This window comes from Burkholderia anthina (genome assembly GCF_902498995.1).
Taxonomy (GTDB): domain Bacteria; phylum Pseudomonadota; class Gammaproteobacteria; order Burkholderiales; family Burkholderiaceae; genus Burkholderia; species Burkholderia anthina.
In genome coordinates this window covers 68,135-92,720 of the sequence record NZ_CABVLY010000020.1, presented here as the reverse complement: position 1 = coordinate 92,720, position 24,586 = coordinate 68,135, and the positions used below count along the sequence as shown (strand labels likewise).

Annotated in this window: 27 protein-coding genes and 1 tRNA gene; 16 read left to right on the top strand and 12 right to left on the bottom strand. The window is 64.0% G+C overall.

Annotation, left to right across the window (positions count from 1 at the left end):
• Window positions 1-4: 4 nt before the first annotated feature.
• From BME24068_RS23975 to BME24068_RS23960, 4 genes are all read right to left on the bottom strand, one after another.
• Window positions 5-355: a DUF190 domain-containing protein gene (locus BME24068_RS23975; protein WP_096503772.1), complete on the bottom strand. Its 351-nt coding sequence runs from the start codon at window positions 353-355 to the stop codon at window positions 5-7.
• A 23-nt stretch (window positions 356-378) separates the two neighbouring features.
• Window positions 379-765, bottom strand: coding sequence for a fluoride efflux transporter CrcB (crcB, locus tag BME24068_RS23970; protein ID WP_096503549.1), 387 nt, complete (start codon window positions 763-765; stop codon window positions 379-381).
• Between the two features lie 185 nt (window positions 766-950).
• Window positions 951-1,829, bottom strand: a complete 879-nt coding sequence (locus tag BME24068_RS23965) for an SIR2 family NAD-dependent protein deacylase (protein WP_174927620.1) — start codon at window positions 1,827-1,829, stop codon at window positions 951-953.
• An 84-nt stretch (window positions 1,830-1,913) separates the two neighbouring features.
• On the bottom strand, window positions 1,914-2,519 hold the full coding sequence (locus tag BME24068_RS23960) for an NUDIX domain-containing protein (RefSeq protein WP_174927650.1): 606 nt from the start codon (window positions 2,517-2,519) through the stop codon (window positions 1,914-1,916).
• Between the two features lie 81 nt (window positions 2,520-2,600).
• Between BME24068_RS23960 and BME24068_RS23955 the strand changes: the two genes are divergently transcribed.
• The 3 genes from BME24068_RS23955 to BME24068_RS23945 all read left to right on the top strand — a co-directional run bounded on the left by BME24068_RS23955 (window position 2,601) and on the right by BME24068_RS23945 (window position 4,662).
• Window positions 2,601-3,356, top strand: coding sequence for a DeoR/GlpR family DNA-binding transcription regulator (locus BME24068_RS23955; protein ID WP_174927619.1), 756 nt, complete (start codon window positions 2,601-2,603; stop codon window positions 3,354-3,356).
• A gap of 161 nt (window positions 3,357-3,517) precedes the next feature.
• A complete protein-coding gene (locus BME24068_RS23950; RefSeq protein WP_174927618.1) occupies window positions 3,518-4,129 on the top strand; it encodes a chromate transporter in 612 nt (203 codons plus the stop codon).
• Window positions 4,126-4,662, top strand: a complete 537-nt coding sequence (locus tag BME24068_RS23945; protein ID WP_174927617.1) for a chromate transporter — start codon at window positions 4,126-4,128, stop codon at window positions 4,660-4,662. Before BME24068_RS23950 ends, BME24068_RS23945 begins: the two co-directional genes overlap by 4 nt.
• 116 nt (window positions 4,663-4,778) lie before the next feature.
• Here BME24068_RS23945 and scpB read toward each other — a convergent pair whose 3' ends face one another.
• The 3 genes from scpB to BME24068_RS23930 all read right to left on the bottom strand — a co-directional run bounded on the left by scpB (window position 4,779) and on the right by BME24068_RS23930 (window position 8,192).
• Window positions 4,779-5,588, bottom strand: a complete 810-nt coding sequence (scpB, locus tag BME24068_RS23940) for a methylmalonyl-CoA decarboxylase (protein ID WP_174927616.1) — start codon at window positions 5,586-5,588, stop codon at window positions 4,779-4,781.
• On the bottom strand, window positions 5,585-6,808 hold the full coding sequence (locus BME24068_RS23935) for a CaiB/BaiF CoA transferase family protein (protein ID WP_096503535.1): 1,224 nt from the start codon (window positions 6,806-6,808) through the stop codon (window positions 5,585-5,587). Before BME24068_RS23935 ends, scpB begins: the two co-directional genes overlap by 4 nt.
• Before the next feature lie 61 nt (window positions 6,809-6,869).
• A complete protein-coding gene (locus tag BME24068_RS23930) occupies window positions 6,870-8,192 on the bottom strand; it encodes an MFS transporter (protein WP_174927615.1) in 1,323 nt (440 codons plus the stop codon).
• Window positions 8,193-8,362: 170 nt separating this feature from the next.
• On the opposite strand from BME24068_RS23930, the gene BME24068_RS23925 reads away from it, so the two are divergent.
• From BME24068_RS23925 to BME24068_RS23915, 3 genes are all read left to right on the top strand, one after another.
• Window positions 8,363-9,292, top strand: a complete 930-nt coding sequence (locus BME24068_RS23925; protein ID WP_096503531.1) for a LysR substrate-binding domain-containing protein — start codon at window positions 8,363-8,365, stop codon at window positions 9,290-9,292.
• Between the two features lie 137 nt (window positions 9,293-9,429).
• On the top strand, window positions 9,430-9,771 hold the full coding sequence (locus BME24068_RS23920) for a DMT family transporter (protein ID WP_096503529.1): 342 nt from the start codon (window positions 9,430-9,432) through the stop codon (window positions 9,769-9,771).
• Window positions 9,772-9,953: 182 nt separating this feature from the next.
• Complete coding sequence (locus BME24068_RS23915) at window positions 9,954-10,580, top strand: LysE/ArgO family amino acid transporter (RefSeq protein WP_174927614.1); 627 nt, start codon at window positions 9,954-9,956, stop codon at window positions 10,578-10,580.
• Between the two features lie 15 nt (window positions 10,581-10,595).
• On the opposite strand, the gene BME24068_RS23910 is transcribed toward BME24068_RS23915, so the two are convergent.
• Complete coding sequence (locus BME24068_RS23910; protein WP_174927613.1) at window positions 10,596-11,756, bottom strand: enolase C-terminal domain-like protein; 1,161 nt, start codon at window positions 11,754-11,756, stop codon at window positions 10,596-10,598.
• 501 nt (window positions 11,757-12,257) lie between these two features.
• On the opposite strand from BME24068_RS23910, the gene BME24068_RS23905 reads away from it, so the two are divergent.
• From BME24068_RS23905 to BME24068_RS23895, 3 genes are all read left to right on the top strand, one after another.
• Window positions 12,258-12,542: a hypothetical protein gene (locus tag BME24068_RS23905; protein WP_174927649.1), complete on the top strand. Its 285-nt coding sequence runs from the start codon at window positions 12,258-12,260 to the stop codon at window positions 12,540-12,542.
• A gap of 549 nt (window positions 12,543-13,091) precedes the next feature.
• Entirely contained in the window at window positions 13,092-14,486 is a 1,395-nt protein-coding gene (gene gabP / locus BME24068_RS23900) for a GABA permease (RefSeq protein WP_096503519.1), read from the top strand.
• A 271-nt stretch (window positions 14,487-14,757) separates the two neighbouring features.
• Entirely contained in the window at window positions 14,758-15,855 is a 1,098-nt protein-coding gene (locus tag BME24068_RS23895) for a GlxA family transcriptional regulator (protein ID WP_239007976.1), read from the top strand.
• A gap of 196 nt (window positions 15,856-16,051) precedes the next feature.
• On the opposite strand, the gene BME24068_RS23890 is transcribed toward BME24068_RS23895, so the two are convergent.
• Window positions 16,052-16,396: a cupin domain-containing protein gene (locus tag BME24068_RS23890; protein ID WP_006752094.1), complete on the bottom strand. Its 345-nt coding sequence runs from the start codon at window positions 16,394-16,396 to the stop codon at window positions 16,052-16,054.
• 333 nt (window positions 16,397-16,729) lie between these two features.
• On the opposite strand from BME24068_RS23890, the gene BME24068_RS23885 reads away from it, so the two are divergent.
• Both BME24068_RS23885 and BME24068_RS23880 read left to right on the top strand, forming a co-directional pair.
• Window positions 16,730-16,804, top strand: a tRNA-Gly gene (locus BME24068_RS23885).
• Window positions 16,805-16,888: 84 nt separating this feature from the next.
• On the top strand, window positions 16,889-18,904 hold the full coding sequence (locus tag BME24068_RS23880; protein WP_174927612.1) for a site-specific integrase: 2,016 nt from the start codon (window positions 16,889-16,891) through the stop codon (window positions 18,902-18,904).
• On the opposite strand, the gene BME24068_RS23875 is transcribed toward BME24068_RS23880, so the two are convergent.
• The gene (locus BME24068_RS23875) at window positions 18,901-19,155 is read right to left on the bottom strand and encodes a helix-turn-helix domain-containing protein (RefSeq protein ID WP_076605870.1); all 255 of its coding nucleotides are present in this window, start codon (window positions 19,153-19,155) and stop codon (window positions 18,901-18,903) included. The genes BME24068_RS23880 and BME24068_RS23875 overlap by 4 nt on opposite strands.
• Window positions 19,156-19,201: 46 nt before the next feature.
• Here BME24068_RS23875 and BME24068_RS23870 point away from each other — a divergent pair, with 46 nt between their 5' ends.
• Together BME24068_RS23870 and BME24068_RS23865 are read left to right on the top strand one after the other, a co-directional pair.
• The gene (locus tag BME24068_RS23870) at window positions 19,202-19,585 is read left to right on the top strand and encodes a hypothetical protein (RefSeq protein WP_174927611.1); all 384 of its coding nucleotides are present in this window, start codon (window positions 19,202-19,204) and stop codon (window positions 19,583-19,585) included.
• Between the two features lie 83 nt (window positions 19,586-19,668).
• Complete coding sequence (locus tag BME24068_RS23865; protein ID WP_239007975.1) at window positions 19,669-19,974, top strand: hypothetical protein; 306 nt, start codon at window positions 19,669-19,671, stop codon at window positions 19,972-19,974.
• Between the two features lie 228 nt (window positions 19,975-20,202).
• On the opposite strand, the gene BME24068_RS23860 is transcribed toward BME24068_RS23865, so the two are convergent.
• A complete protein-coding gene (locus BME24068_RS23860) occupies window positions 20,203-21,006 on the bottom strand; it encodes a Shedu immune nuclease family protein (RefSeq protein ID WP_174927610.1) in 804 nt (267 codons plus the stop codon).
• A 264-nt stretch (window positions 21,007-21,270) separates the two neighbouring features.
• Entirely contained in the window at window positions 21,271-21,855 is a 585-nt protein-coding gene (locus BME24068_RS23855) for a recombinase family protein (protein WP_174927647.1), read from the bottom strand.
• Window positions 21,856-22,059: 204 nt separating this feature from the next.
• Between BME24068_RS23855 and BME24068_RS23850 the strand changes: the two genes are divergently transcribed.
• The 3 genes from BME24068_RS23850 to BME24068_RS23840 all read left to right on the top strand — a co-directional run bounded on the left by BME24068_RS23850 (window position 22,060) and on the right by BME24068_RS23840 (window position 24,456).
• Window positions 22,060-22,383: a hypothetical protein gene (locus BME24068_RS23850; protein ID WP_174927609.1), complete on the top strand. Its 324-nt coding sequence runs from the start codon at window positions 22,060-22,062 to the stop codon at window positions 22,381-22,383.
• Complete coding sequence (locus BME24068_RS23845) at window positions 22,380-23,273, top strand: hypothetical protein (RefSeq protein WP_174927608.1); 894 nt, start codon at window positions 22,380-22,382, stop codon at window positions 23,271-23,273. The genes BME24068_RS23850 and BME24068_RS23845 overlap by 4 nt, the downstream gene beginning before the upstream one ends.
• A gap of 409 nt (window positions 23,274-23,682) precedes the next feature.
• On the top strand, window positions 23,683-24,456 hold the full coding sequence (locus BME24068_RS23840; protein WP_174927607.1) for a hypothetical protein: 774 nt from the start codon (window positions 23,683-23,685) through the stop codon (window positions 24,454-24,456).
• Window positions 24,457-24,586: the final 130 nt, after the last annotated feature.

Sequence of the window (24,586 nt, the reverse complement as noted above, 5' to 3'; positions counted from 1 at the left end):
CGGATTACGCCGCCGGCCCCTGCGCCGGCGGCGCGTCGAGCGTATCGATCACGCCGAAGCGTGCCGGAATCACCGCGTAGCACACGCGCACCTTCTCCCGCGACAGCCGCTCGAGCAACTGCTGCGCTTCGTCTTCGGTGACGATGAATTCGACCTCGATCGCGAGCGACCCCTGCAGTTCGAAAAAACGGTCCTCGTGCAGCACGCGATGCCGGCCGAAGCCGGCCATCGCACGAAACGCGGAACCGCCCGCGACACCCATCCGATTCGCTTCCTCGAGCAAGTATTCCCACACCGGCTTCCAGTGCAGCCGATGGTGCTCGTGCACGTAGAAGCGCAAGAAGACCCTGTCCATCGCCTCCTCCGGTGCCGGCGCGCTCAGGCGGCCGCGAACCACGCACGCGCGGTCCACATGCCGAGCGCCGTCAGCGTGAACGATCCAGTCAAGTGTAGGGCAGCCACCGCAAACGCCCATCCGAATTCGCCCTGCACCGCGTGCGTCATCACTTCGACCGAATAGGTCGAGAACGTCGTGAGCCCGCCGAGGAAACCCGTGATCACGAACAGCCGCCACTCGGGCGGCAGCCCGACGCGGGTCGTGAAGACGACGGCAGCAACACCGATCACGTAGCCGCCGATCAGGTTCGCGGCAAGCGTGCCGAGCGGCACGGCAGGGAAGAACGCGTTGAGCGCGAGGCTCAGAAACCAGCGCAGCAACGCGCCGAGCCCGGCGCCGACGAAGATCGCGACGATCGAATAGAACACGGGCGCTCCCGGTCGGTCATGCGGCTGGGTTCAGCCGCCGGCCCCGGTCGCCCGGGGGCAATGCCGGTTCCCGGACGCGCACGGCGCACGCACGGCTGGCACTGGCTGAACTGTATGCGGATTCGCGGCGCGCCTGCAACGACGGCGCGCGCAATGGCGCCCGCCAGATTGCGTCGCGGGCCGGCTCATTCGCGCTGCCAGGCCGCGTCGAGCGCGGCGAGCGTCGCGAGCGCGCCGCCCTTCAGTCCGATCACGTCCGCACGGCGCGCATGGGCTTCGCGTGCGTTGATCCGGATCACGTCGGCGCCGAGCCGTTCGCTCAGCATGCGCACGGTCGGAATCGCGGTGCCCGCGCCGATCTCGACGACAGCCACCCGCCCCGCCTGCGCGACCCAGCTCTCGAACGCGCGCTCCTGAGCTTCATGGCGGGCGCCGAGCCAGCCCCGGTCACCGAACATCAGGATGTTCGGCCGTGCGAGGCCGCCGCAACGCGGGCAGCGCGGCAGCTCGCCGACCAGCCGGCACGTGGCCGTGTCGACGTCCGGCGTAAATGGCGCCGCGCTCCACGTGTCGTCCGAGCACGGGCGCAGGCACTGCATCGCATGAATCGAACCGTGGATTTCGACGATCCGCGCCGGATCGAAACCGGCCTTCTGGAACTGGCCGTCGACGTTGCTCGTCAGCACGAAGCCGCCATTGCGCATCGCATCCATCCAGCGCCGCAGGATCGCGAAGCCCGCGTGCGGCACGGTGTCCCGGTAAAGGCCGAGACGATGCCCGTAGAATCCCCACGCGAGCTGCGGATGCGCACGAAATGCCTGCGGCGACGCGATCTCGTGAAACTCGAAACGCTCGTGACGCAGCGCCGGATACGCACGCCAGAAGCCGTCCGTGCCGCGAAAGTCCGGCAGCCCGGAATCGACGCCGATGCCGGCTCCGGCCGTCACGAGCAGCGCATCGGCGCGCGCGAGCGCGTCGACGGCGGACGCGACGCGTTCGGCGGGCAATTGCGTGGCGCCGCCGTCGGCGGATGCGAGGGAATGCGTGGAATCGGCAAGCGACATGATGGAGCTGCGGTAGCGTCGAACGGGGCGCGCGAATGGCGTCGCGCGATCATACGCCCGTTCGAGCGTCGTGCCGCGGCTTCGTCACGCGGTCGCGGCGCGCCCGCCCGCGGACTCCCGCAGCGCGACGTACTGCAGCAGCATGATCGTCTTCGCGTCGACGATCTCGCCGCGCTCGACGGCGTCCAGCGCCGCTTGCAGCGGCATCTCGACGACCTCGAGATCCTCGCCCTCCTCCGCGATGCCGCCCCCGTCGCCCGTGCGCAGCGACGCATCGTATTCGCCGACGAAGAAATGCAATTTCTCCGTGACCGAACCCGGGCTCATGAACGCCTCGAACACCTTGCGCACGCCGCGCACGCGATAGCCGGTTTCCTCTTCGGCTTCCGCGCGAATGCGCGCGTCGGGCGTCGCATCGTCGAGCAGGCCGGCGGCAGCTTCGAGCAGCATCCCGTCGTGCCCGTTGACGAACGCCGGCATCCGGAACTGCCGCGTGAGCAGCACGTCGCCCGTCGCGGCGTTGCGCAGCAGGATGGTCGCGCCGTTGCCGCGATCGTAGGTTTCACGGCTGAGGCGCTGCCACGTGCCGTCGCGGCGCAGAAAATCGAACGTCACCTTCTTCAGCACATACCAGTCATCGGACAGCACCGCCGTATCGACGATGCGGACGCGGTCCCGCGTTGCGGCCATGGCGGCCTCCCATTCGACAAGAGACGGATCGCATGGTAACGTGCATATTCGTGCAATTTCAAGAATTTTCGTGCAATCCCGATGCTGACGACCCAACGCAAGAAGGTGATCCTCGATGCACTCGCGCGCGACGGCCAGGTGCTGGCCGCCGAACTGAGCGTGCAATTCGGCGTGTCCGAAGACACGATCCGCCGCGACCTGCGCGAGCTTGCCGCCGAAGGCCTGCTGCAGCGCGTGCACGGCGGTGCGCTGCCGGCGTCGCCGGCCGTCGCGCCGTTCGCGCAGCGCGAGGCGCTCGAACCGGAGGAAAAGCGGCGCATCGCGCGCCGGGCCGCGCAGATGATCGCGCCCGGGCAGGTCGCGATCGTCGACGGCGGCACGACGTCGGCGCTGCTCGTCAGCCAGTTGCCGCCCGACCTGCGCGCGACGATCGTCACGCACAGCCCGAGCGTCGCCGTCGCGCTGGCCGCGCATCCGTCGATCGACGTGATCCTGATCGGCGGCCGGCTGTACAAGCATTCGATCGTGTCGGTCGGCGCCGCGGCGATGGAGGGCATCGCGCGCATCCACGCGGACCTGTATTTCATGGGTGTCACCGGCGTTCATCCGGTCGCGGGGCTGAGCACCGGCGATTTCGAGGAAGCGGCGATCAAGCGTGCGCTCGCCGAACGCGCGGGCGAGACGGTCGTGCTGGCCTCGCAGTCCAAACTGCGTGCGGCATCGCAGTTCGTGATCGGCGAGCTTGCGCTCGCGCAGACCATCGTGGTCGAACGGGAAACCGACGCAGCGCTGACCGAGCCGATCGAGGCCGCCGGCGTGACGGTCGTGCGCGCCTAGCGCCTGCCTGCTTGCGCCGATAACGGACTCGCGCCGGCGCGGCGGCGACGGCACCGCGCCCCGATCGTTGCGCCGACAACCTCGCGGCGCCGATGTCAGCGTGCTGACAGGCACCGCTTGCTACCATGGGCGATTGCCCAACCGTCGCGCCAGTCCGTCCGATGCTTCCGCCCGCCACCCCGACTCCGCCCGCGCCGCCCGACGGCGATTCACCGTCGCCCGGCGTCCTCGCGCTGTTCATCGCATTCGCGCAGATCGGCCTGACCAGCTTCGGCGGCGGGCTGAGCGGGCGCATGATGCGCGACTTCGTGGACGAGCGGCGCTGGATCGACGAAGAAGCGTTCCTCAACGGGCTCGCGCTGTCGCAGGCGCTGCCGGGCGTCAACGTGAAGAACCTCGCGATCTGGATCGGCTACCGGCTGGCCGGATGGCGCGGCGCGGTGGCCGGCTTCACCGGCATCATCGCGCCGCCGGCCGTGCTGATCGTGCTGTTCGGCGTCGCATTCTCGACCCTCACGCGCTTTACGCTCACGCACGTCGCGCTCGCCGGCGCGGCCGCCGCGGCAATCGGGCTGTCGATCTCGATGGCGATCACCGCGGTGCGCCGGCTGCCGCGCCGCGTGCTGCCGTTCGCGGTGATGACGCTCACGTTCGTGTCGGTGGCCGTGCTGCACTGGCCGCTCGTGTGGACCGTGCTGATCGGCGGCACGCTGAGCGTTGCACTCGAATACCGCCGCGCGGCGCCTTCCTCTGCGAGGCGCGACGACCGATGAATGCGATGTCGCGCTACGCCGCCCTCTTCGGCGTGTTTGCGCCGCTGTCGATCGCGACGATCGGCGGCGGGCAGGCGATCGTCGCCGACATCCAGCGCCAGGTCGTCGACGTCCATCACTGGATGACGGCCACGCAGTTCGTAAACGACTTCGCGATCGCGCGGATGGCGCCAGGGCCCGGCTCGCTGCTCGCGACGCTGATCGGCTGGCAGGTCGCGGGCTTCTGGGGCGCGGTGATCGCGACGCTCGCGCTGTTCGGGCCGACCGCGTTCCTGATCTACGGCGTCGCGCACCTGTGGCGACGGCATCAGGGCGCGCGTTGGCAGATCGCGCTCGAGGCCGGCCTGCGCCCGGTCGCGGCGGGGATGATCCTCGCGTCGGTCTGGGTGCTGCTGCAGGCGCTCGACGGCGGCTGGCCCGCGCGGGCGATCGCGGTTGCGTCGACGGTGTGCGTGATGGTCACGCGCATTCACGCGCTGCTGCTGATCGTCCTCGGCGCGTTGCTGCTGATCGGCGTACACGCGCTCGGCTGACCGAAAGCGCCCGCGCATCGGGATGCGATGCGCGACACGCGCCGGCGCCGGCATGCGAGCAAGACGCAACGCTTCTTCGCCGCCGCTCGCACGCGCATGTCACGCCGCCGCATGACCTAGATGCCGCGAAACACCGGCGCGCGCCGCTCCGCGAACGCGCGCAACCCTTCATCGAAATCCGCACCGTCGCATGCCTGCCGACGCAGCTCGGCGATCCGCTCGAATGCGTCGACCGGCATCGGCCGCGCATCCTGCAGCACGCGCAACTGCTCCTTCACCACGTGCACCGCGAGCGGCGCCTTCGCGGCAATCGTGCGGGCGATATCGAGCGCGGCATCGTCCACGCCGCCGGCTTCCGCGAGCCGGTTCACGAGCCCGTGATGGGCGGCGCGCTCGGCATCGAGCGGCTGCGCGCAAAAGAACATCTCCTTCAGCACGTGAATCGGCAGGTTGTCGTAAAAGCGCAGCAGGCCGCTCGTCGAATATGGCAGGCCGATGTTCGCGGGCGTCATCGCGAAACGCGCACCGCGCTCCGCGACGACGAGGTCGCAGCTCATCACGAGATCGACCGCCCCGCCCCATGCGGAGCCCGCGACCGCCGCGATGACCGCGCCCGGATAGGTCCGGATCCGCCGCAGCGCACGTTCGAGCGGCTTGTCGTAGGCGAGCGGATCGCGGTCGTCGGCGAGTTCGCGCAGGTCGTGGCCTGCGCTCCACACGTCGCCGTTGCCGTCGTTCGACAGAATCACGATCGGCGCCGGGCGTTGCGCGGCGAGCGCATCGATGCACGTCACGAGCCGATCGAGGAGCGGTGCGTCGAGCGCATGACGCCGCGCGGGATTGGAGAACCGCACGCGCGCGATGCGCTCGCCGATCATGTCGACCGTCACGCCCGACGGCGCCGCCTGTTTCGTCACGTCCGTCATTGCACGGCCTCCGCTGCGGCTTCGGCCTGGAAGATCGCGCGCTCGGCCAGCAACGCATCGATCGCATCGTCGTCGTAGCCGGCTTCGCGCAACACGTCGACCGTATGCTCGCCGAGCAGCGGCGGCGCATGGCGCGTACGCGGCGCCGGCTCGGCGTCGCCCATCGCGCCGAGCGGCGTCACGACCTGACGCACCGTCCCGAGCGTCGGATGCGCGACCGGTTCGACGAGCCCGCAATGCGCGAGCTGCGAATCGGCGAACACCTCGTCGAGCGTATGAATCGGCCCGGCCGGCAGCCCGGCCTCGACGAAACGCTGCGTCCATTCGCGCTTGCCGCGCGTACGCAACCGGCTCTCCAGCAATACCTTCAACGCATCGCGGTTCGCGACGCGCGCATCGTTGGTCGCGAACCGCGCGTCGTTCGGCAATTCGGGCAGCTCGAGCAACTGGCACAGCCGCAGCCACATGTCGGTCGTGATCGGCGCGAGGTTCAACGGCCCGTCGGCCGTCTCGAACACGCCATACGGCGCGATCACCGCATGCGCGTTGCCGGTGCGGCGCGGCACGTCGCCGAGGCTCAGATAGCGCTGCCCGTGCACGCTCAGCAGCGCGACCAGGCTTTCGAGCAGCGACGTGCCGACGTGCTGGCCGCGCCCGGTTCGCTCGCGCTCGTACAGCGCGGCGATGACGCCCGTCGCGACCCACATCCCCGAGCTGAGATCGCCGATCGCGGTACCCGTGCGGGTCGGTTCGCCGTCCGGGAAGCCGGTGAGGCTCATCAGCCCCGCGTAACCCTGCGCGATCTGGTCGAAACCCGGCCAGTCACGCAGCGGGCCGCGCGGACCGAACGCGGTCACGCTGCCCATCACGAGCCGCGGATCATGCGCGCTCAGTACGTCGTAGCCGAGCCCCATCGCGTCCATCGTGCCGGCCTTGAAGTTCTCGATCACGACGTCGGCCTGCGCGATCAGCCGGCGCACGACATCGATGCCGGCCGGCTGCCGGAAATCCACGCAGATGCCGCGCTTGTTGCGATTGCAGGACAGGTAATACGTGCTCACGCCGCGATCGAACGGCCCCCACGCGCGGCTCATGTCGCCGTTCGGGCCCGACTCGACCTTGACCACGTCGGCGCCGAGATCGGCGAGCACCATCGAGCAGAACGGCCCCGACAGCGCGCGACTCAGATCGACGACCCTGATTCCTTGTAATGCCTGCATTCCGGACTCCTGATATTGATGACGAGATGTTGCTGATAGCCGGACGACGCCGGCGCGCCGTTCATTCCGGCAGTGTCTGGTGACGCGTTTCGACGGCGAACGGCAGGATCAGGATGCCGAGGCCGAACACGGCCGCGGTCCACGCGACCGGCACGCCGAGCGAGCCGTAGCCGTGAATCGCGGCGCCGAGCACGAAGTTCACGCCCGCGCCGATGAAGCGGCCGACCGATGCATTGAACGCGAATGCGGTCGCCCGTACGCGGGTCGGATACTGCTCCGGAAGCCACAACGAGAAGATCGCGAAATTGCCGCCGAAGAAGCCGAGGAACGCGAGCGAAACCATGAATGCGCCGAGCCCGTTCGGCTGATAGAACGCCCAGCCGAACGCGAACACGATCGCCGCGGCCATGCCCGCGAAATACACGCCGAGCGCGGCGCGCCGGCCGACCCGTTCCGCAAGCCACGGCGCGACGAGGCAGCCGACGATCGTCGTGCACGACAGGATCGCCGCGCCGACCGATGCGAGCCGCATCGCGCCGATATGGTCGATGCCGGCGCGCGCCGCGAGCGTGCTGACCGCGCTCGCCTCGTAGACCGAACCGGCCCACAGCCCGACGATCGCGACGCCGACCAGGCTCGCGCTCGTCAACGTGCGGCGCAGGAGCGCCGGCGCGAAGATTTCGCGCAGCGGATGCACGCGCTTCGCCTGCGTGACGTCGCCGTCGCGCACGTCGTGGCGGCGCCACTGCCCCGGCTCCTTCACGCGCATCACGGTGAAGACGGCAAGCAGCGCGGGAGCCAGCCCGCACAGGAACATCGCGCGCCAGCCGTAGGTCGCGCCGATCGTGTAGTTCAGGCACGCCGCGATGAAGAAACCGAAGTAGTAGCCCGTCTGCAGGTAGCCGGCGCCCATCTTGCGGCGATCCTCCGGCCAGCTCTCGGCGACGTAGGTGCCCGCGAGCGCCCATTCGCCGCCGACGCCGATCCCGGCGATCAGCCGGCACGCGGCCAGCACCCAGACGTCGTGCACGAACGCGGCGGCACCGGTGAACACCGAATAGATCAGGATGCTCGCGGCGAGCGTGCGCACGCGGCCGAAGCGATCGGCGAGCGGCCCCCAGATGAACGACAGCCCCCAGCCGATCAGGAACAGCGCGAACAGGATCGAGCCGTACATCCCGAGATTCGCGGGCGTCGCCGCGATGCCGGACGCCGGCAGCAGTTCGGTCAGCGCGGGAATCAGCACGAGCGCGTAGATCACCGAGTCCACGCCGTCGAGCACCCAGCCCGCGTACACGGCCCAGAAACCCTTGACCTGCTCGCGCGTGAGCGGCGTGCGCCGCGGCTTCGCGCCGGCCGCCGGCGCGTCGATCGCCTTGAACATCTTCGTCTCCTTGCCGGCCGAGCCGGCTCCGGTGCCGCGTCCGGTCCGGGATGGCCGGCCTGCGGACTCTTTTGTGAGACGAGTATAGAAATGTCAGCGATCGTCGAAAAATATGATATTCATCTTGCTCGATCGGATTGGCTTATGGTTTGAATCGGGAGGCGGCGGCAATGGACCTGAGGCAATTGCGCTATTTCGTGAAGGTCGTCGAATGCGGCAACGTCACGCATGCGAGCGAAGCGCTGCACGTCGCGCAACCCGCGGTCAGCCAGCAGATGCGCAATCTCGAGCAGGATCTCGGGATGCAACTGCTCGAGCGCAGCGTGCGCGGCGTCGCGCCGACGGCCGCGGGCCGCACGCTGTACCGGCACGCGCTCGAACTGCTGCGCCAGGCCGACGGCACGCGCGAGCTGCTGCGCCGCGACGCCGATACGCCACAGGGCCGCGTGACGGTCGGGATGCCGTCGAGCACCGCGCGCGTGCTGGCGATCCCGCTCGCGCGCGCCGTGCGCGATCGTTATCCGGGGATCATGCTGGAATTGATCGAGGCGCCGAGCGCCGATCTCGACACGCTGCTCGAACGCGCGCGGCTCGACCTCGCGATCGTCGTCGATGCGGTCGACACGCGCGGCATCGCGATTCACCGGCTGCTGACCGAAACGCTGTACCTGATCACGTGGCCCGACTTTCCGGTGCCGGACGATCCCGTTCCGCTCGACGCGATCGCGCGGCTGCCGCTCGTGCTGCCGAGCGCGCCGAACACGATCCGCAACCGCGTCGACTGGGCGATGCGCGAAGCCGGGCTGTCGTACCAGATCGGCTTCGAGGCGAGTTCGACCGGGCTCCTGTTCGCGGCCGTGATGGCGCAGCTCGGCGTGACGATCCTGCCGTGGACGGCCGCGCACGTCGAGATCGAGGAGCGCAAGCTCAAGCTGTCGACGGTCGCGCACCGGCTGTTCGTGCGCGACCTGTCGCTGTGCTGGCACGACACGGCGCTCGTCAGCAATGCGGTGCAGAAGGTGAAGGCGGAAATCGTCGCGCTGTTCGACACGCTCGGACGCCGGCCGGAGTGGGCGGCAGGAAATGCCGGGCACGCGTGACGCGCGACGCACGTCGTGCATCGCCCGTGCCTTGCGCAACGCCGCCGCACGCACTAAGCTCCTGTCATCCTGGGTACCGCTGACACCTGCTCTTCTCCTCGCCGCTCGGTATAAGCGTCGGGGGAAGGAGCCCGTTCGTGTCCCCGTTCCAGTCCGCCTGGCTTTTGCTGGGCATCAGCGTTGTCGCCGAAGTACTCGGCTCCGTCGGCCTGAAATGCTCCGCCGGCCTGTCCCGCCCGCTACCGTCCGCCATCACGATCGTCTGCTATGCGAGTGCCGTCTGGCTGATGGCGCTCGCGACGAAGCGCGTCGAAATGGGGCTCGCCTATGCGAGCTGGGCCGCCGCCAGCACGGCGGCCACCGCCGTCATCGGCATCGTCTGCTTCGATGAATCGGTATCGTCGCTGAAGCTCGTCGGCATCGCGTTGACCGTCTGCGCCCTCGTCGCGCTCAATCTCGGCGACGCCGCCGCCGGCTGATGGCATGCGCGGCGTTCGTCGCCGCAACGCGGCGGCAGGCGGCAGATGACGGGTGCGCGAGCGCACCGTGCGCGCGCCGCGCGGCATGGTGCGCCGAACATTGACAACGCCCTCCGCCGCCCCTTAATGTGGGTCGCATCGTAACCATCACCGGTTCAGCTTAAGAGGTTGTCGGCCCGCTCGTGCTCGACACCTCTGCCTTCCTGGAAGGTCTGCTGCTTGGCGCCGGCCTGTTCACGTCGGTCGGCCCCAAGGACGCCTTCGTCATCAAACGCTCGATTTCGAGCCCCCATCCGCTCTCCATTGCGATCGTCTGCGCGGGCAGCGACGCGCTGCTGATCGTGCTCGGCGCGCACGGCTTGTCGTCGTTGCTGCTGCATCATCCGGCCATCGTGTCCGCCGCGCTGTGGGCCGGCATCGCGTATCTCGCCGGTTACGGCCTGCTCTCGCTGCGCTCCGCGATCCGGCGACGGCAGCCCGGCCACGTGGATGCCGATGGCGCCGGATACGGCGCGACGCGCTCGCGCACGTTGCTCGCGGCCGCGGCCGTCTCGCTGCTCAATCCGTATGCGTGGATCGACACCGTGCTGCTGATCGGCACGGTGATCGCGAACCATGCGCCAGCCGCGCGCATGCCGTTCGCGCTCGGCGCGATGACGGCATCGCTCGCATGGTTCCTGATGCTCGCGTATGGTGCGCGCGCCTGCCGCGCGTGGTTCGCCCGCGTGCTGGCGTGGCGCATGCTCGACCTGTTCGTCGCGGTGACGATGCTCGGCTTTGCCGTGCGCTTCGCGATCGATGCGCGTTGAAACCGACCGTGCCGCTCAGCCGCCCGCCACCGCGCGAAACGCGCGATACGCGTGCGCATGCAGCTCGAAGCCGATACCCGGCACCTGCGGCGCATGCGCATACCCGGCGTCGACCGTTTCGCCGTGAGCGAGTCCGCTGAACGGATGAAACGAGAACGGATTGACTTCCGCGCCGCCGAGCCCGAGCGCGGCCACCACCTGCAGCGAGAACAGGTGGCCGCCGTGCGGCCAGAACGCCTCGCGCCGCCAGCCGTTCGACACGAAGTGGTCGACGATCTGCAGGTAGCCCGACAGCCCGTAGCAATGAACCGGATCGAACACGAGGAAATCGCGCGCCTTGCGCAAGCCGCCGTAGCGCTCGAGCAGCTTCGCTTCCGCGAGCGAGAACAACGCTTCGCCGGCCGCGACGGGCGGCGCGTATTGCGCGGTCAGGCCTGCATGAAGCGGCAGGTCCAGCGGATCGCAGATGTCCTCGAACCACCAGAGACCAAACGGCGCCAGCATCGCGGCGGCCGCGCGGCCGCTTGCCGCGTCGTACGTGTTCATCGCATCGACCGCGAGATGCGCGCTGCCGGCAAGGCAACCCGCAGCGGCTTCGATACGTCGCCGGTCGCGATCGAGATCCGCGCCGCCGATCTTGATCTTCGCGTGCGTGTAGCCGAGATCGGCGATGCGGCGCATCTCGTCGGTCAGACGCGCGAGATCGTCGTGCGGATAGCGATAGCCGCCGCCTGCGTAGACACGCACGCGCGGCGTCGACGTGCGCGCGAGCCGATCGGCGAGAAAGCGATGCAGCGGCAAGCTCGCGATCTTCGCGGCGGCATCCCAGATCGCCATGTCGAGCGTGCCGACCGCCACGCATCGCTCGCCGTGTCCGCCGGGCTTTTCGCCCGCCATCATCGCGCGCCATGCGCGAAACGGATCGAGGTTCGTGCCGGCCTCGTCGGCAAGCGCGTCCGCCGCGTTCAGCAGGCGCGGCGCGAATCGTTCACGGATCAGCCCGCCCTGCGCGTAGCGGCCGACCGATGCGTAGCCGTACCCCGTCACCGGGTGACCGTCGCGCACGACATCGGTGACGACCGCGACGACGCTCGTCGTCAGGCCGCCCGACGGAATCGCCGGATCGGCATAGCGGGAAACCGGGATCGCTTGCTCGCGGATGTCGGTGATGCGCATGGTCGGGGTTCCGGGAAAACGTTCGGCCGTCGCATGCCGTCCACGCAATGCGGCCGGCGCGGCGGGCGGATCGCTGCATCATAGGCGCTTGCGCGATCTGTTGCAGACTTGCGGCCGGCGCGATTTCGTGGCGTCGTGGCATCGTGGCGCTCGTTCGACGTCGTCCGAATCGCATCGCACGCCAATGGCGTCCGGACGCCGATTTTCATCGTGCGCGGCGCGCGGGAAAGCCCATCGAAGCCGTTCGATGCGCGGCGCCGGCATGGCCGCGGATGCGATCGACATCCCGATGGACATCCGATACGAAGCGCGTATGATGAATTCGTCCGAGCACGTGTCATTGCACCCACCGCTCGCCCCGCCGTCTGCCCCCTTGCAGCGTCGCGCCTTCATCCGCACGCACTGTTGCCCCTTCACCCCACCCGTCGCGCCGCGCAGCGGCGATACCGGTCGGATGCGTTCGTCCGCGCGATTCGTCGCGACCGAACCGAGGAGTTCGTCATGAGCATGCATCTCTATCGCGGCTTCGAAATCTATCCGCTGATCTACCCGCACGTTACGGCCAGCAACGGCAACGCGCACAACTACGACGGCGGCTTCGACGCAGCCGTGAAGATTTGCCTGCGCGGCACCGCCGACACATTGACCCGCAGCGAGACGTTCCGGCTGCCCGACAACGCACCGTTCGATTCGGCAGGTGAAGCGCGCCGGGCGTCCATCCGCTATGCGGAAGACATCATCGACGGCAATCACGGCGAGCAACCGCTCTTCGCCGACACGCACTGACGCTGCGAGTCAACGCTATTCAAGCGCCACGCGAGCGCGTATTCCGCGACGCCGGCCGACGCGCCTTGCGGCTGCCCCGCTCTCGTGAGCGGCATGAGTCGCACGCGCCGCGCATCGTTACGGAACGACTGACGCTCCGGGACGCAATCCGACCGCTCTCTCCCCTTCCTGCGCACGCTCGAACAGCATCGGCCACCCACCGCCGCCGCAGCGAGCCGATGCGCCGTCCACGCATGCCTCCACGCCACCGGCACGCGGATTCGGCAAAGGCCGCCGCTCGCCGATATCCAGGTGCGCGCATCGAATTGCCTTTGTCCCGTCGTTTGCCCGTCCGGGCCTCCGGTCATGCAAGGTGTCGTCGCCGATCAACAGTGCGTCGCATTTGTTATGGGTGGCGGTCGGATATTTTCTAGATCGCAAGGTTTTGTGTCGAGAAGATACATGTCGCCAGGCTGGCAACGGCGTGCCGACGCGCCGCGTCGCCATCCTGGAAAGGCGCGGTTCATCGGAACGCGGGCCGGACAATAGAAATATGGATTGGAGGATGACATGAACGGTAGTCACACGGGCCTGGCAACAGGCCTGAAGCAACGCCACGTCACGATGCTGTCGATCGCGGGCGTGATCGGCGCGGGCCTGTTCGTCGGCTCCGGGCACGCCATCGCGGCGGCCGGACCGGCGGCGCTGATCGCCTACGCGCTGACGGGCGCGCTCGTCGTCCTCGTGATGCGCATGCTCGGCGAAATGGCCGTCGCGCATCCCGACAGCGGTTCGTTCTCCACCTATGCCGATCGCGCGATCGGCCACTGGGCCGGCTTCACGATCGGCTGGCTGTACTGGTGGTTCTGGGTGCTCGTGATCCCGATCGAGGCGACGGCCGCGGCCACCATCCTCAACGCGTGGTTCCCGGGCATCGCGACCTGGGTCTTCGCACTCGGCGTCACGCTGCTGCTGACGGTGACCAACCTCTTCTCGGTCAAGAACTACGGCGAATTCGAGTTCTGGTTCGCGCTGATCAAGGTCGTCGCGATCGCCGTGTTCATCGCGATCGGCGGCGCGGCCGTGTTCGGGCTGCTGCCGGGCGGCCACGCATCGGGCTTCTCGAACCTGGTCAGCCACGGCGGCTTCATGCCGAACGGGATCGGCGCGGTGTTCGCGGGCATGCTGATGACGATGTTCTCGTTCGTCGGCACCGAGATCGTGACGATTGCCGCGGCCGAATCCGAGAACCCGGAACGCCAGATCGTGCGCGCGACGAATTCGGTCATCTGGCGCATCTCGCTGTTCTATCTCGGCTCGATCCTGTTCGTCACCGCGATCGTGCCGTGGAACGATCCGCTGCTGCCGGTGCACGGCTCCTACCAGCGCGTGATGGAGTTGATCGGCGTGCCGCATGCGAAGGCGATCATCGACGTGATCGTGCTCGTGTCGGTCGCGAGCTGCCTGAATTCGGCGCTGTACACCGCGTCGCGGATGATGTTCTCGCTGGCCAAGCGCAAGGACGCACCGGCGTTCCTGCAGCGCACCGATTCGACCGGCACGCCGCGCGCGGCCGTGCTCGCATCGACCGCGTTCGCGTTCCTGACCGTGATCGCGAACTACGTGGTGCCGGAGCAGGTGTTCAACGTGCTGATCGCAACGTCGGGCGCGATCGCGCTGCTCGTGTATCTGGTGATCGCGGTGTCGCAACTGCGGATGCGCCGCATGCTCGACGTGACCGGTGCGGCGCTGACGCTGCGGATGTGGCTGTTCCCGTGGCTCACGTGGGCGGTCATCCTGTTCATCTGCGGGACGCTCGTCACGATGCTGTTCCTCAACGGCCACCGGATGGAAGTTGCCGCGACCGGCGTGCTCGCCGTGTTCGTGCTGATCGCCGCGCGGCTGAACCAGCGTAGCCGCGACGCGCAATCGAGCCTCGGCCGTCGCGGCGTATCGTCGGCCTGAAGACTGGCCCGAGCGTGAATGCAGGCACGGGAAACCGCTGCCTGCCCGTCGGTCGAGTGCGCGTCGCGCACTTCGCCGACGCCCTTGGCGCAACGATGATTTTTGCGGCCCGGCCCGGACGACGACGTCCGGGCCGCGTCGTTCCCGGGGTGCGCGGAACCCCGAGTCGAAGTCCGCGGCCCGTGTCGGCCGGCCATCTGCGATTCATCTGGAATCGCGCTGGCGCCTTGTTCCGCTTCTGCGTCAGCAGTTACCCGATCAGTGCATCGTCATGACTCACCCCTCGCCCGTCGCAAGCCCCCCGGAATCCGACAAACCGACGCGTATCCGGTTCGGCTTCATCCTGTTGCCGAATTTCACGCTGACGGCGTTCTCCGGCATGATCGACGTGCTGCGGCTCGCGGCCGACGAAGGCGACAACAGCCGGCCGGTCCGCTTGTCATGGACGATCCTGGGAGACATGACCTCCCCCGTTCGCGCAAGTTGCGGCATCCAGATCCCCGCGTGGGAATCGTTGAGTTCGAACCAGGCGTTCGACTACGTGGTCGTCGTCGGCGGGCTGCTGCATGCCCGCTCGGAACTCGACGCGGCCACGCTGGAATTCATTCGCGCTGCCGCGTCGGCGGGTTCGATGCTGGTCGGCATCTGCACCGGCGCGTTCGCGCTTGCGCGCGCGGGCGTGATGGCCGGGCATCGCATCTGCATCAGCTGGTTTCACTACTGGGACTTCATCGAGCGGTTTCCGTCCGTCGATGCGAACCTCGTCGTGTCCGACCGCCTCTATGTGCTGGACGGGCGGCGCGTGACCTGCTCCGGCGGGCGTGCATCGATCGACGTCGCCGCCGCGATCCTGGTCCGGCACATCGAGCCGTCGATCGTCTACAAGGCGCTTCGCATCCTGCTGGTCGACGGACGCGAGACGGTCAGCGCGCCGCAACCGCATCCGCCCGGTGTCGCGCCCAACGCGCATCCGAAGGTGAAGCGCGCGATCCTGCTGATGGAGCAACACATCAGCCACTCGATTACGATCGACGAGCTGGCGCGCAGGCTCGATCTTTCGGCGCGGCAGCTCGAACGCCTGTTCAGGGAAGCGACCGGCAGCGGGCCGGCCGCCTGCTATCGGGCGATCCGGATTCGTACGGCCGCATGGATGCTGATGCATCTGGACAAGAACATTTCCGAGATCGCGGCGGGCTGCGGCTTTGCCGATGCGTCGCATCTGGGGCGCGAGTTTCGGCGGGCATACGGGATGTCGCCGAGCGCGTATCGCGAGCGTCAGGCACCCGGCGCCTTGAGCGAGATACCGGATCCGGCGCAGCGCGCCACCTCACTGGGCGAGCTGTTCCCGAATCGCAACGAGTTTTATTGAGCCGGTGTCGCCGGCTTGCCGTCCCGGTTGAAACCCCGGTTCACGGGTACGGGAAAGCGGTGAAATCGTCGCATCGTTTGATGCGTGCACGGCCCGTGCTGCCCTTGCCGCATGCACGGGCCGGGACGAGAGACGCCGCGGATCGCGAGGGTATCCGGACCGCGGCGTTATGCGTCGGTTGAACCTGCGCGGCCGCTCAGGCGAACACGAAGTACTTGCGCACCGTCTCCACCACTTCCCACGTCCCCTTCATGCCGGGTTCGATCACGAACACGTCGCCGGCCTTCAAATGCACCGCCTCCTCGCCTTCCGGCGTGATGATGCAGTAGCCGTCGAGGAAGTGGCAGTACTCCCACTTCTCGTAGTTCACCTCGAACTTGCCCGGCGTGCAGATCCACGTGCCCATGATCTTGCTGCCGTCCTTCGAGAGGTACGCGTTGAGGTTCACGGTGTGCGGATCGCCGCCGATGCGCTTCCACTTGGTCGCGTCAAGGACCGGGGTCGGGCAGGTTTCGCGCAGGACGGTGATGAAATCGGACATGTCGGCTCCAGACAAACGATCGGGTAAGAGGTCTGTCACGTTAGTTCGAAAGCCACATCGGGGCTTGTATGCTTCCGACACCGACTCGTCTAATTTCGACACTGGCGGCCTGGCGGGCGCGGGGCAGGCGCGTTGCGTTCGACGTTGACCGGATTCGCGTGAGTGCCCCTGGCGCTATCTCTGGTTCTGGTTCAGCCCCTCGTGACAGCCCCGCCCCGTTCGCGGAATCGCCGGGGAATGGGGCCGCCATCGAGGAACGCGCAGTGCGTTTGCGCATGGCCAAAACGCCTCGCTTGCAACACGGCCGCCAAACCCTGTAGAATTACGCGTTCTGCGGGCGTCGTATAATGGCCATTACCTCAGCTTCCCAAGCTGATGACGTGGGTTCGATTCCCATCGCCCGCTCCAAACACCACCTAGCCCCTTGATGCCACTGGGTTACGTGCGTGCCAGACGAGCATCTCCGCAAGACTCCTACATCGGCGTCCTACGGTGACTCAAATCTCCTGCCTCTATCGTCGCCCTAGCGGCATCTATGTTGTCCGGCTCGTCGTCCCCAAGCGGTTGCGCGCAGCAGTCGGCAAGAACGAAATTCATGCGTCCACCCGACTCCGGGATTGGGAAGCCGCTAAACTCGTCGCCCACCGGATTCAGTCGCATTGGCGCGAGCACTTCATGACGTTGGACATCGAAAAACTGAGGGCGGAAAACCCGCTGCTCGACGGCGCGGGCATGATTCCCCTTGCGGACGCCGCCCGGACCATCGGTATGGAGCCGGGCCTGCTGGCAAATGAACTGCTCAACGATTGCGCGCAAGTCTTCACGCACCTGCACGGACAACCCTGCTGGCGGGTGCCCGTGCTCAACGACCTGGACCGGGACTTCGGCGGGGAATTCATCTGGAATGAAGTAGAAGCCACCGGCGAGCGAACAATCCACACCGGAGCCGTGCGGCTCCTCGAGCCTCGGGCCACGCTGCAACAGGTTGTCACTGCCGGGGAGTCTCAAGAGGGCGTGTTCCGCGACGGCAAGTCGGCGGGCGTCTTTCTTGAGGACCCGATAGCCATCGACCTCGCTCGTTGCATCGTTCTCAAAACGGCCGTCACGAAGGTTCGCGCCCGGCTCGTTGCGTCACTCAGCCCTGCGCCCACGGCCGCCCCGCCAGCGCCGTCGATCGTTTCGAGCGCGCCAATACCTGCGCTGCCGGTCCCAAGCCCGTCAGCAACCGTTGGCGCTGCCCCAGCCGCCTTCCCGACAAGCATTGAGCCAACGCCAGTCGTATTCGATCCGATCACGGCCAAGCATGGCAAGAAGCGGTTCTGGGGCCTCTTCGAGCTTTACGCGCGAAGTCGCACATGGGGCGAAGATCAAACCCGGCGCATGACTACAGAAGCAGGTCTGTTTCGTGACCTGATGGGGGACCCCGAACTCGGCGAAATTGAACTGGAGACTATCGACCAATACGCCAGCCGCTTGGCGCAACTGCCTTCCGATATCTATCTAGCCAAGCGCCGGTTCGGAACCGACTCGCTCGACGACCTAATCCGCATTGCGGAACGCGAAGGACTAGAACGCAAGCGGGAAGCGACGATCAAGGGGCACATTGGACGCCTTAGCGAAGTCCTCGCGTTCGGCGAGCGTAAGCACATGCTCCGGTTCAACCCCGCGTCCGACTACAAGCGTGGCGATGGGCGGTTCAATGCGCCGCGCGCTCAGGACGAGCGACACGCATTTATGTCGCAGGAGTTGTCGTTGATCTTCACGCAGGAGTGGTTCGCTACCGGCGCGGGTTCATTCAACCGCACGGGTTGGACTACTTGGCGTCCGCACTACTACTGGTTGCCCTTGCTCGGTCTTTTCACTGGCGGACGAATCAACGAACTCTGCCAGTTATACCTATCGGACATCCACCAGACGGACGGCGGCGTGTGGTATCTGGACTTCAACCTCATGGGGCCCGACAAAGTTGACGAGAGCGACAAATCCCTCAAGACGATCAATGCGCTACGCGTCGTCCCGCTACACGACAGGCTCGTCCAACTCGGGCTGCCGGAATACGTCCAGACGCTTCGCAAAGCAGGCTACACCCGTCTATTCCCGGAACTCAAACGAGATGCGGTCAAAGGTTACGGTAAACCCGCCAGTTCTTGGTTCAATGAACGATTCTTGGGACGAACGCTCGGCATCGAACGAAACGGAATGAAGACGTTTCACTCGTTCAGACACACGTTCCTCACCGCAACCGAACGTCTAGGCACCCCGGAACGGGTGATGGCGCAAATTGCAGGGCATCAGCGCGGAGACACTGAAAGCTGGAACCGTTATGCGAAGGACCGGGATGCGGACCAGTTGGTCGCAGTCATCAATGGGCTTACCTTCCCTGAAGTAGACGGCATCGCGCCGTTCATTGCGTCAGAGGGTATCCGGGCCATTCGATGCGCCGAACGTCAAAAGGATAGCGTGCGTCGCGAAGCGAGCGGCGCGAAGGCTAGCTGGCCCCCGCTCTAGTCCTGAACCGACGGTGCGCCCTCCGCACCGTCCTCCTCAAATAGCGTCTTGACCGGCACGCCCAGTGCATCGGCGATCGTCTGAATCGAGTCCAAGGATGGATTCGCCTTCCCGGTCTCGATCTTCCCCATGTAGCTACGCACGAAGCCGCACTTGTCGGCGAAAGCCTCTTGGCTCAACCCCGTCGTAGCTTTCCGCAGTTCTCGGACCCTCGCCCCGAAGCGATTCCTGAGTGATGTGTTTGCCGTCATGCACGGCATTGTTGGCGGGCACGTATAATCGCGACACACCCTAAAAATGGCCACCCTGAAAGCGGCCACCCTGCAAATGACAAAACAACATGCGAACCACCGGTCTGCGAGACGTATCACCGCGCCACTGCTACTGACGCTGATGTGTGGACCGGTAGCGACCGGTCACGCCTGGGCTGGCAGCGAGGGTATCTGTTTTCAGATTAGCCGCATGGCGCTGGAGATGGCCCGAGACAGGGACGATGGTGTGCCCTATGCGACTGAGCAAGCAAAGTTCGAGTCAAACCTAAAAACGATCCCGCCCGACTGGCGGCGTGACTTCCGAGGGATCTACATGGGCGCACTCGATCTGGTCTACAAACACGAGCGGGACGCCAAGCCCGATGAATTGCAGCGCGCCGTTTACAAAGTCTGCGTTTCTCAATACTGAAACGCAGCGCTGCCATAGCGCAACAGATTCCGGGCATGTCTTGTTGCGTTTGTTGCTGCCCACCACGACAAGAGACTTGACCAATGAGAAAGACATTCGCGGCGGGCGCTCTCGCTTTGAGCCTGACCGCCTGCATGACAATGGGGAACAAATTCGACATCCATGACGCCGACCAATTCATTCCGGGCGTGACGACGATGCAGCAAGCGCAAGAGAAGCTGGGCGCACCAACGGCGACGAACGCAACGTCGAATGGCGGCACGTTGCAACAGTGGGTGTATTCGCAAGCATCAATGTTCGGCGGCACGTCTTCGAACCTCGCCATCCTGTTTGACAAAGACGGCAAGATGGTCAAGATCGCCAACAAGGAGCAAGTGAATACCCGATAAATGAGGGGAGAACGCGGGGGCGGCGCTGGCTCATGCCTCCCCCGACTCGAATTACGCCGCGTATTCAGATGCTGCGTCTGATTTTTATCTGCTCGCGAGACAATTTAAGGGATCAATCGTCGATCCCTGAAGCAAAAAACCGGTCACAAGTGGACAACGGAGAAAATTAAAATAGTTGGCACCATTGAAAACTAAGCCGCGCTATTAGCTGTTATTTTTGATGCCTTGCTAGACGGTGCAACAACCCACCTTTGGGAGCACGTGGTCTAGCACCATTCCGCCTTCAGACCTGTGGTGATACCAGCGGCTCTTGTTCCGAATAATATCTTCGCGGAGCTCATTCACTATTTTCAATTGACTCGGATCCATCCACGAAAAAACCGATTCGTCGATGAATTTTTTTGAAATAATTTCCACATGTTCATTCTTTCGAACGCACAGGTAGAGTGATTCCTTTGTATGCAAAGACTCTAACAGACTATCGAAGGAAATTATATGAAAATCATCGGCCTCTCTAGCCCTTATGAGACCACGCCTTAACTCATTACCTTCAAACTCCGACCGCCGACCATGGACAAGAACATACTTAATATGGCACTTGTTCCGTCGCATCATCTCCGGAACTCGAACCGGCGCGATGGTTCCATCAACAAATCCCGTAAAATTTGCTGAATTATCAAACCATGCTCGCCATCGGGCAATTTGGTCCAATCCTGCCAGAAATTCCGGATGAAGGTCGTTTGAATTATCTTTAAAATAACGAGAACGCGGTTTTTCTATCTCAATTAAAACGAGATTCCAATCCGCAGAACTTTTTGACAAGTAAAAAAAATCTGGAGCATAATCCCTCGCAAGCGATATCTTTCGAAATACCATATCGAAATGAATGCCGTGATTCTGCACAAATTCCCGAGGAATAAGTGCAGTGTTATCTTCCATGTATTTTTGATAAATCTGCTCAGGATGTTCTTCGTCCATGAGCCTCATAAATTCTTCACGGATTTTCTTAATTTCGCCTGTATCAAGCCGCATGGATATTATTTGTGCCTTTTAACAAAAAAATAGATCAAAACAAACCGCAACCATATTGTCCACCTAACGCCCAGATCGGTGGATCCTATGATCACCGAAGGCCCACGGTTGTTGCACGTGCAGTTATTAAGCACAGTATAGCCCGCGCATCAACTGGCCACTTTACCGCGATTGCTGGAGAAACTGCTCTAGGTCGGAATAGGCCGGACGTGTCGTAAAACTCTGGACACTCATTTTTCGCAACGTCGCAGGCACGGCAACCCTTTACCCATCCTCGCTCAGAGTCGAATCGCGGATCGAAATGACAGTAGCCCTGGAAATAGCATAGGCGCGCGCCAAGGCGCTCACCGACTCCCCGCGCCCGAGCCCTTCGCGGATTTCGCGGCGCTGCTCTAGCGTGGTTTTGGACGGCCTGCCGAGCTTCTTTCCCTCCTGTCGCGCACGGGCCAGTCCGGCTTGCGTTCGCTCGATCAATAGATCGCGCTCCATCTCCGCAACCGAAGCCAACATCGACAGCAGCAGCTTCCCGGCGGGTGACGTTAGGTCGGTCTGGCCCAACTGAGTCACGATCACCTTTATCGACCGCTGTTCAAGCGCACGAATGGTTTGCAGCACGTCCACAGCATCACGCCCGAGTCGATCGAGTTTCGTAACGACCAACGTTTCCCCATCGCGAATCTTCTCCAGCAATCGACCGAACTCCGGACGCTCGCTTGCGCATGTCTTACCGCTGACCCCGTGATCCGCGAACCAGTAATCCACGACGAACCCGGCTCCCTCTAGTTCAAGCCGTTGATTCTCGGTCGTCTGTTGCCCCGTTGAGACTCGTCCGTATCCAAAGATCGCCATTTTGCGCCCGCCCCTGTCAGAAAACGCTGCCAGATTAGGACGGCCTGTTGGAAAAGCCAAGGGCTATATTTCCAACATCCTGACAACCGCTGGCGGAGAGGTGTAGGAAACCGGTCATTATCCAACGCCCCGCAAATCACACTATATCACACCGGTGTGATATAGTGTGATTTGCTGTTTCCCATCACTCTCTGGAACTACATCATGGCTACCGACAAGCGCCGCATCACTCTGGCCGTGGATACGTCCACGGCTGAACTTCTCTCCTGGCTCGCCGACGCAACCGAACTCACCGAGTCGGGCATCGTCAACCGTTTGTTGTCCTCACATATCGAAGAACTTTGGGAACTGCGAACATGGCTCGAACAACTTCCGCGCGACAGTAAGGAATGGGCGTTGGGCACGAACCTCCTCGCGAGCTACGGCCCGGATGATCTCGTCAAAGGAATCAAGCGCATTGCACCCGGCTACGAGACCATTGGCGATCGGTTTGAGCGCAGCTTAAGTGAGGCCGGAGTATCAAAATGAACGCAGCAGCGATCCAGCGCGACATGATTACGCAGGAGCCAGACAACCTGGATTCGCTGCTTGACGATCTGCCGATACCGATTCATCCGCGTGCGTCCCAACTCAAGCTCGTTGGACCGGCTAGCATTGCGGTCCGCACCGAGTCGCGGCCATACGAGTTCCCATGCGATGAATGGGAACATCTAGCTGAAGTGGACGACCACATACTCCTCGGCAAGCTGCGCGAGTTGACAGGCCCACTCACCTCGCCGACGACATCTGCGCGCTACATGCAGCACCGCGTAGAAATTAGTCAACTCGGTCTTGCGCTCAACCGACGCGGCAAGATTGCCCCTCGCTTTCGGCCACTTCCAAAACCTGCCCATATATGCGCCGCAGGTGGACCCGATGAGTTTCTAGGGCGAGACCGTCAAATTATCGATTGCCACTGGTTGCACGAACGTGGACACCGATATGTGATCGACACGGAACTGGACTTCCGCGAGCTTTTCACTGGCGAGTCGTTTGATTTCAAGGGCGCCACGGAATTCGCGCTTGCCAAGTGGACGAGCGAACGAAAGCTGAAAGCGCTAGGTATCGATGTCGCAACCGCCGCGGAGCTTGCAGCCATACAGTCAGACGCGACGCGCGAAAAATGGAAGCGACTCGACCGCTCAAAGGCTGCGCGGCGCAGTAAGCTAACTAACGCAACACGCCGCCAGCGGAACATGCGCAGCCACATCGAAGGTTGGATTGATGTGTGCGTCGCGATGGATTTGCTCGGGCGCGACGCCCCACCGCACGAGCTAGCGTCACTTGTTGCTCGTATGCACGGGAACAAGCCCATCGACGTGCGGGCCATGAAACGCAAGGTCGATGCAATCGAGAAGTATCTGGGCCTTTCGATCTAGTGGTGCAGAACTCGGGATAGTATCCGGGATACATTCCGGGATAGTTGTTGGGATACGTCAAGGGATAGCTGAACCGATAATTTCCCAATAACATCAGCGAGTTACAAGAAACCCGCGTTCCGTAGCCTGTAGCCAGTAACCGAGTAACGAGGTATCCGGGTAACCATGGGCGGCTAGCGCCGCCCCTAGGTCTTTCTCCCCGTCTTTCAGGATGGCTCCGGAACAGGAGGGCTCGCGGAAAGAGAAGTTCCCTCCGGTTTGATCGGGTCTTCGTGGCATCCGGGGGAAGGCGCATGCTGCCACGGAGCAGTTGTTTCGTCGCAGCACCTCCACTGTTGCTTGCTGAGGTATATTGATCAAAGTCGCCCGCCGACCAGCCTGCGGGCGAACTTAAACAACAAGGGCAAACATGGCATCAATTCCTGGATTTTGGGACACAGGCCCACATAACCCCGTTCCCGTGGAAAAGACGTGGAGGGACTTTGTTGCACATGTCGGTGGGTCCGTAGTTGAAGACCTAATTCCACAGCCTCGTAATTTTCAAAATGCCGACTTTGCCTTCTTTGAAGACGGCGTTATTGCAGAGCTAAAAGAAATAGAAACCGAGTTCTCCAATTCCCAGGCATTCACCAAGGGATTTGATGAGCTTATGCAAAGAGTTGTCGCTGAGGACCCAGAGTGGCGACCTGCTTTGTTTGGTGGCAAAGGCGAGCCACAGTGGTTCGCTCGTGAATACGTCCGCCTCTTCAGGCCACCTTTGACGCGCATACTTAAGAAGGCAAACGCACAAATCAAAGAGACAAAAGAATATTTTAAAATCAAGTCCAACAGCGGTATAGCAATAGTAGTAAATGACGGGTTTGCGTCCCTAGGTCCCGATCGAGTGAGAGCCTTGATGGGAAATATTCTTTCCACGTCTTATTCGTCTATCGACTGCTGCATTTACATGACCGTAAATCGGTATGTCGAGTTATCCGGCTCCAATGTTCCGCGTCTTGTATGGGCGCCAATGTATAGCGACCGTGCGTCGGATGGCCTCGACGCCTTCGTGAATAAACTCGGCGAAAAATGGTTCGACTATATCCAGACCATCATCGGTCCGTTCACGATCGGTAAAGACGAGTCTCAGTCAGAATCCGCCGCGCCACTGATCGGCGCCAGGTCAATCGTATTGCCGCGTTAGTGCGCGTTCAGAGCGAAAGCGCTCGGCCACGGGTTGCGAACGATTCTCTATTCGATGTGCGGAAATCTCGCTTACGTTTCTTCCACAGTTCCTGACCTTCCGATCTAGTGGTGCAGAACTACGGATAGAC

Bases quoted from the DNA above. Each gene is read 5' to 3' on its own strand.
- BME24068_RS23875 (WP_076605870.1), bottom strand. From the start codon at position 19,155: ATGACGGCAAACACATCACTCAGGAATCGCTTCGGGGCGAGGGTCCGA.
- BME24068_RS23870 (WP_174927611.1), top strand. From the start codon at position 19,202: ATGGCCACCCTGAAAGCGGCCACCCTGCAAATGACAAAACAACATGCG.
- BME24068_RS23865 (WP_239007975.1), top strand. From the start codon at position 19,669: ATGAGAAAGACATTCGCGGCGGGCGCTCTCGCTTTGAGCCTGACCGCC.
- scpB (WP_174927616.1), bottom strand. From the start codon at position 5,588: ATGACGGACGTGACGAAACAGGCGGCGCCGTCGGGCGTGACGGTCGAC.
- BME24068_RS23960 (WP_174927650.1), bottom strand. From the start codon at position 2,519: ATGGCCGCAACGCGGGACCGCGTCCGCATCGTCGATACGGCGGTGCTG.
- BME24068_RS23965 (WP_174927620.1), bottom strand. From the start codon at position 1,829: ATGTCGCTTGCCGATTCCACGCATTCCCTCGCATCCGCCGACGGCGGC.
- BME24068_RS23860 (WP_174927610.1), bottom strand. From the start codon at position 21,006: ATGCGGCTTGATACAGGCGAAATTAAGAAAATCCGTGAAGAATTTATG.
- BME24068_RS23845 (WP_174927608.1), top strand. From the start codon at position 22,380: ATGAACGCAGCAGCGATCCAGCGCGACATGATTACGCAGGAGCCAGAC.
- BME24068_RS23945 (WP_174927617.1), top strand. From the start codon at position 4,126: ATGAATGCGATGTCGCGCTACGCCGCCCTCTTCGGCGTGTTTGCGCCG.
- BME24068_RS23890 (WP_006752094.1), bottom strand. From the start codon at position 16,396: ATGTCCGATTTCATCACCGTCCTGCGCGAAACCTGCCCGACCCCGGTC.
- BME24068_RS23855 (WP_174927647.1), bottom strand. From the start codon at position 21,855: ATGGCGATCTTTGGATACGGACGAGTCTCAACGGGGCAACAGACGACC.
- BME24068_RS23975 (WP_096503772.1), bottom strand. From the start codon at position 355: ATGGACAGGGTCTTCTTGCGCTTCTACGTGCACGAGCACCATCGGCTG.
- gabP (WP_096503519.1), top strand. From the start codon at position 13,092: ATGAACGGTAGTCACACGGGCCTGGCAACAGGCCTGAAGCAACGCCAC.
- BME24068_RS23935 (WP_096503535.1), bottom strand. From the start codon at position 6,808: ATGCAGGCATTACAAGGAATCAGGGTCGTCGATCTGAGTCGCGCGCTG.
- BME24068_RS23955 (WP_174927619.1), top strand. From the start codon at position 2,601: ATGCTGACGACCCAACGCAAGAAGGTGATCCTCGATGCACTCGCGCGC.
- BME24068_RS23930 (WP_174927615.1), bottom strand. From the start codon at position 8,192: ATGTTCAAGGCGATCGACGCGCCGGCGGCCGGCGCGAAGCCGCGGCGC.
- BME24068_RS23850 (WP_174927609.1), top strand. From the start codon at position 22,060: ATGGCTACCGACAAGCGCCGCATCACTCTGGCCGTGGATACGTCCACG.
- BME24068_RS23895 (WP_239007976.1), top strand. From the start codon at position 14,758: ATGACTCACCCCTCGCCCGTCGCAAGCCCCCCGGAATCCGACAAACCG.
- BME24068_RS23910 (WP_174927613.1), bottom strand. From the start codon at position 11,756: ATGCGCATCACCGACATCCGCGAGCAAGCGATCCCGGTTTCCCGCTAT.
- BME24068_RS23950 (WP_174927618.1), top strand. From the start codon at position 3,518: ATGCTTCCGCCCGCCACCCCGACTCCGCCCGCGCCGCCCGACGGCGAT.
- BME24068_RS23925 (WP_096503531.1), top strand. From the start codon at position 8,363: ATGGACCTGAGGCAATTGCGCTATTTCGTGAAGGTCGTCGAATGCGGC.
- BME24068_RS23905 (WP_174927649.1), top strand. From the start codon at position 12,258: ATGAGCATGCATCTCTATCGCGGCTTCGAAATCTATCCGCTGATCTAC.
- BME24068_RS23840 (WP_174927607.1), top strand. From the start codon at position 23,683: ATGGCATCAATTCCTGGATTTTGGGACACAGGCCCACATAACCCCGTT.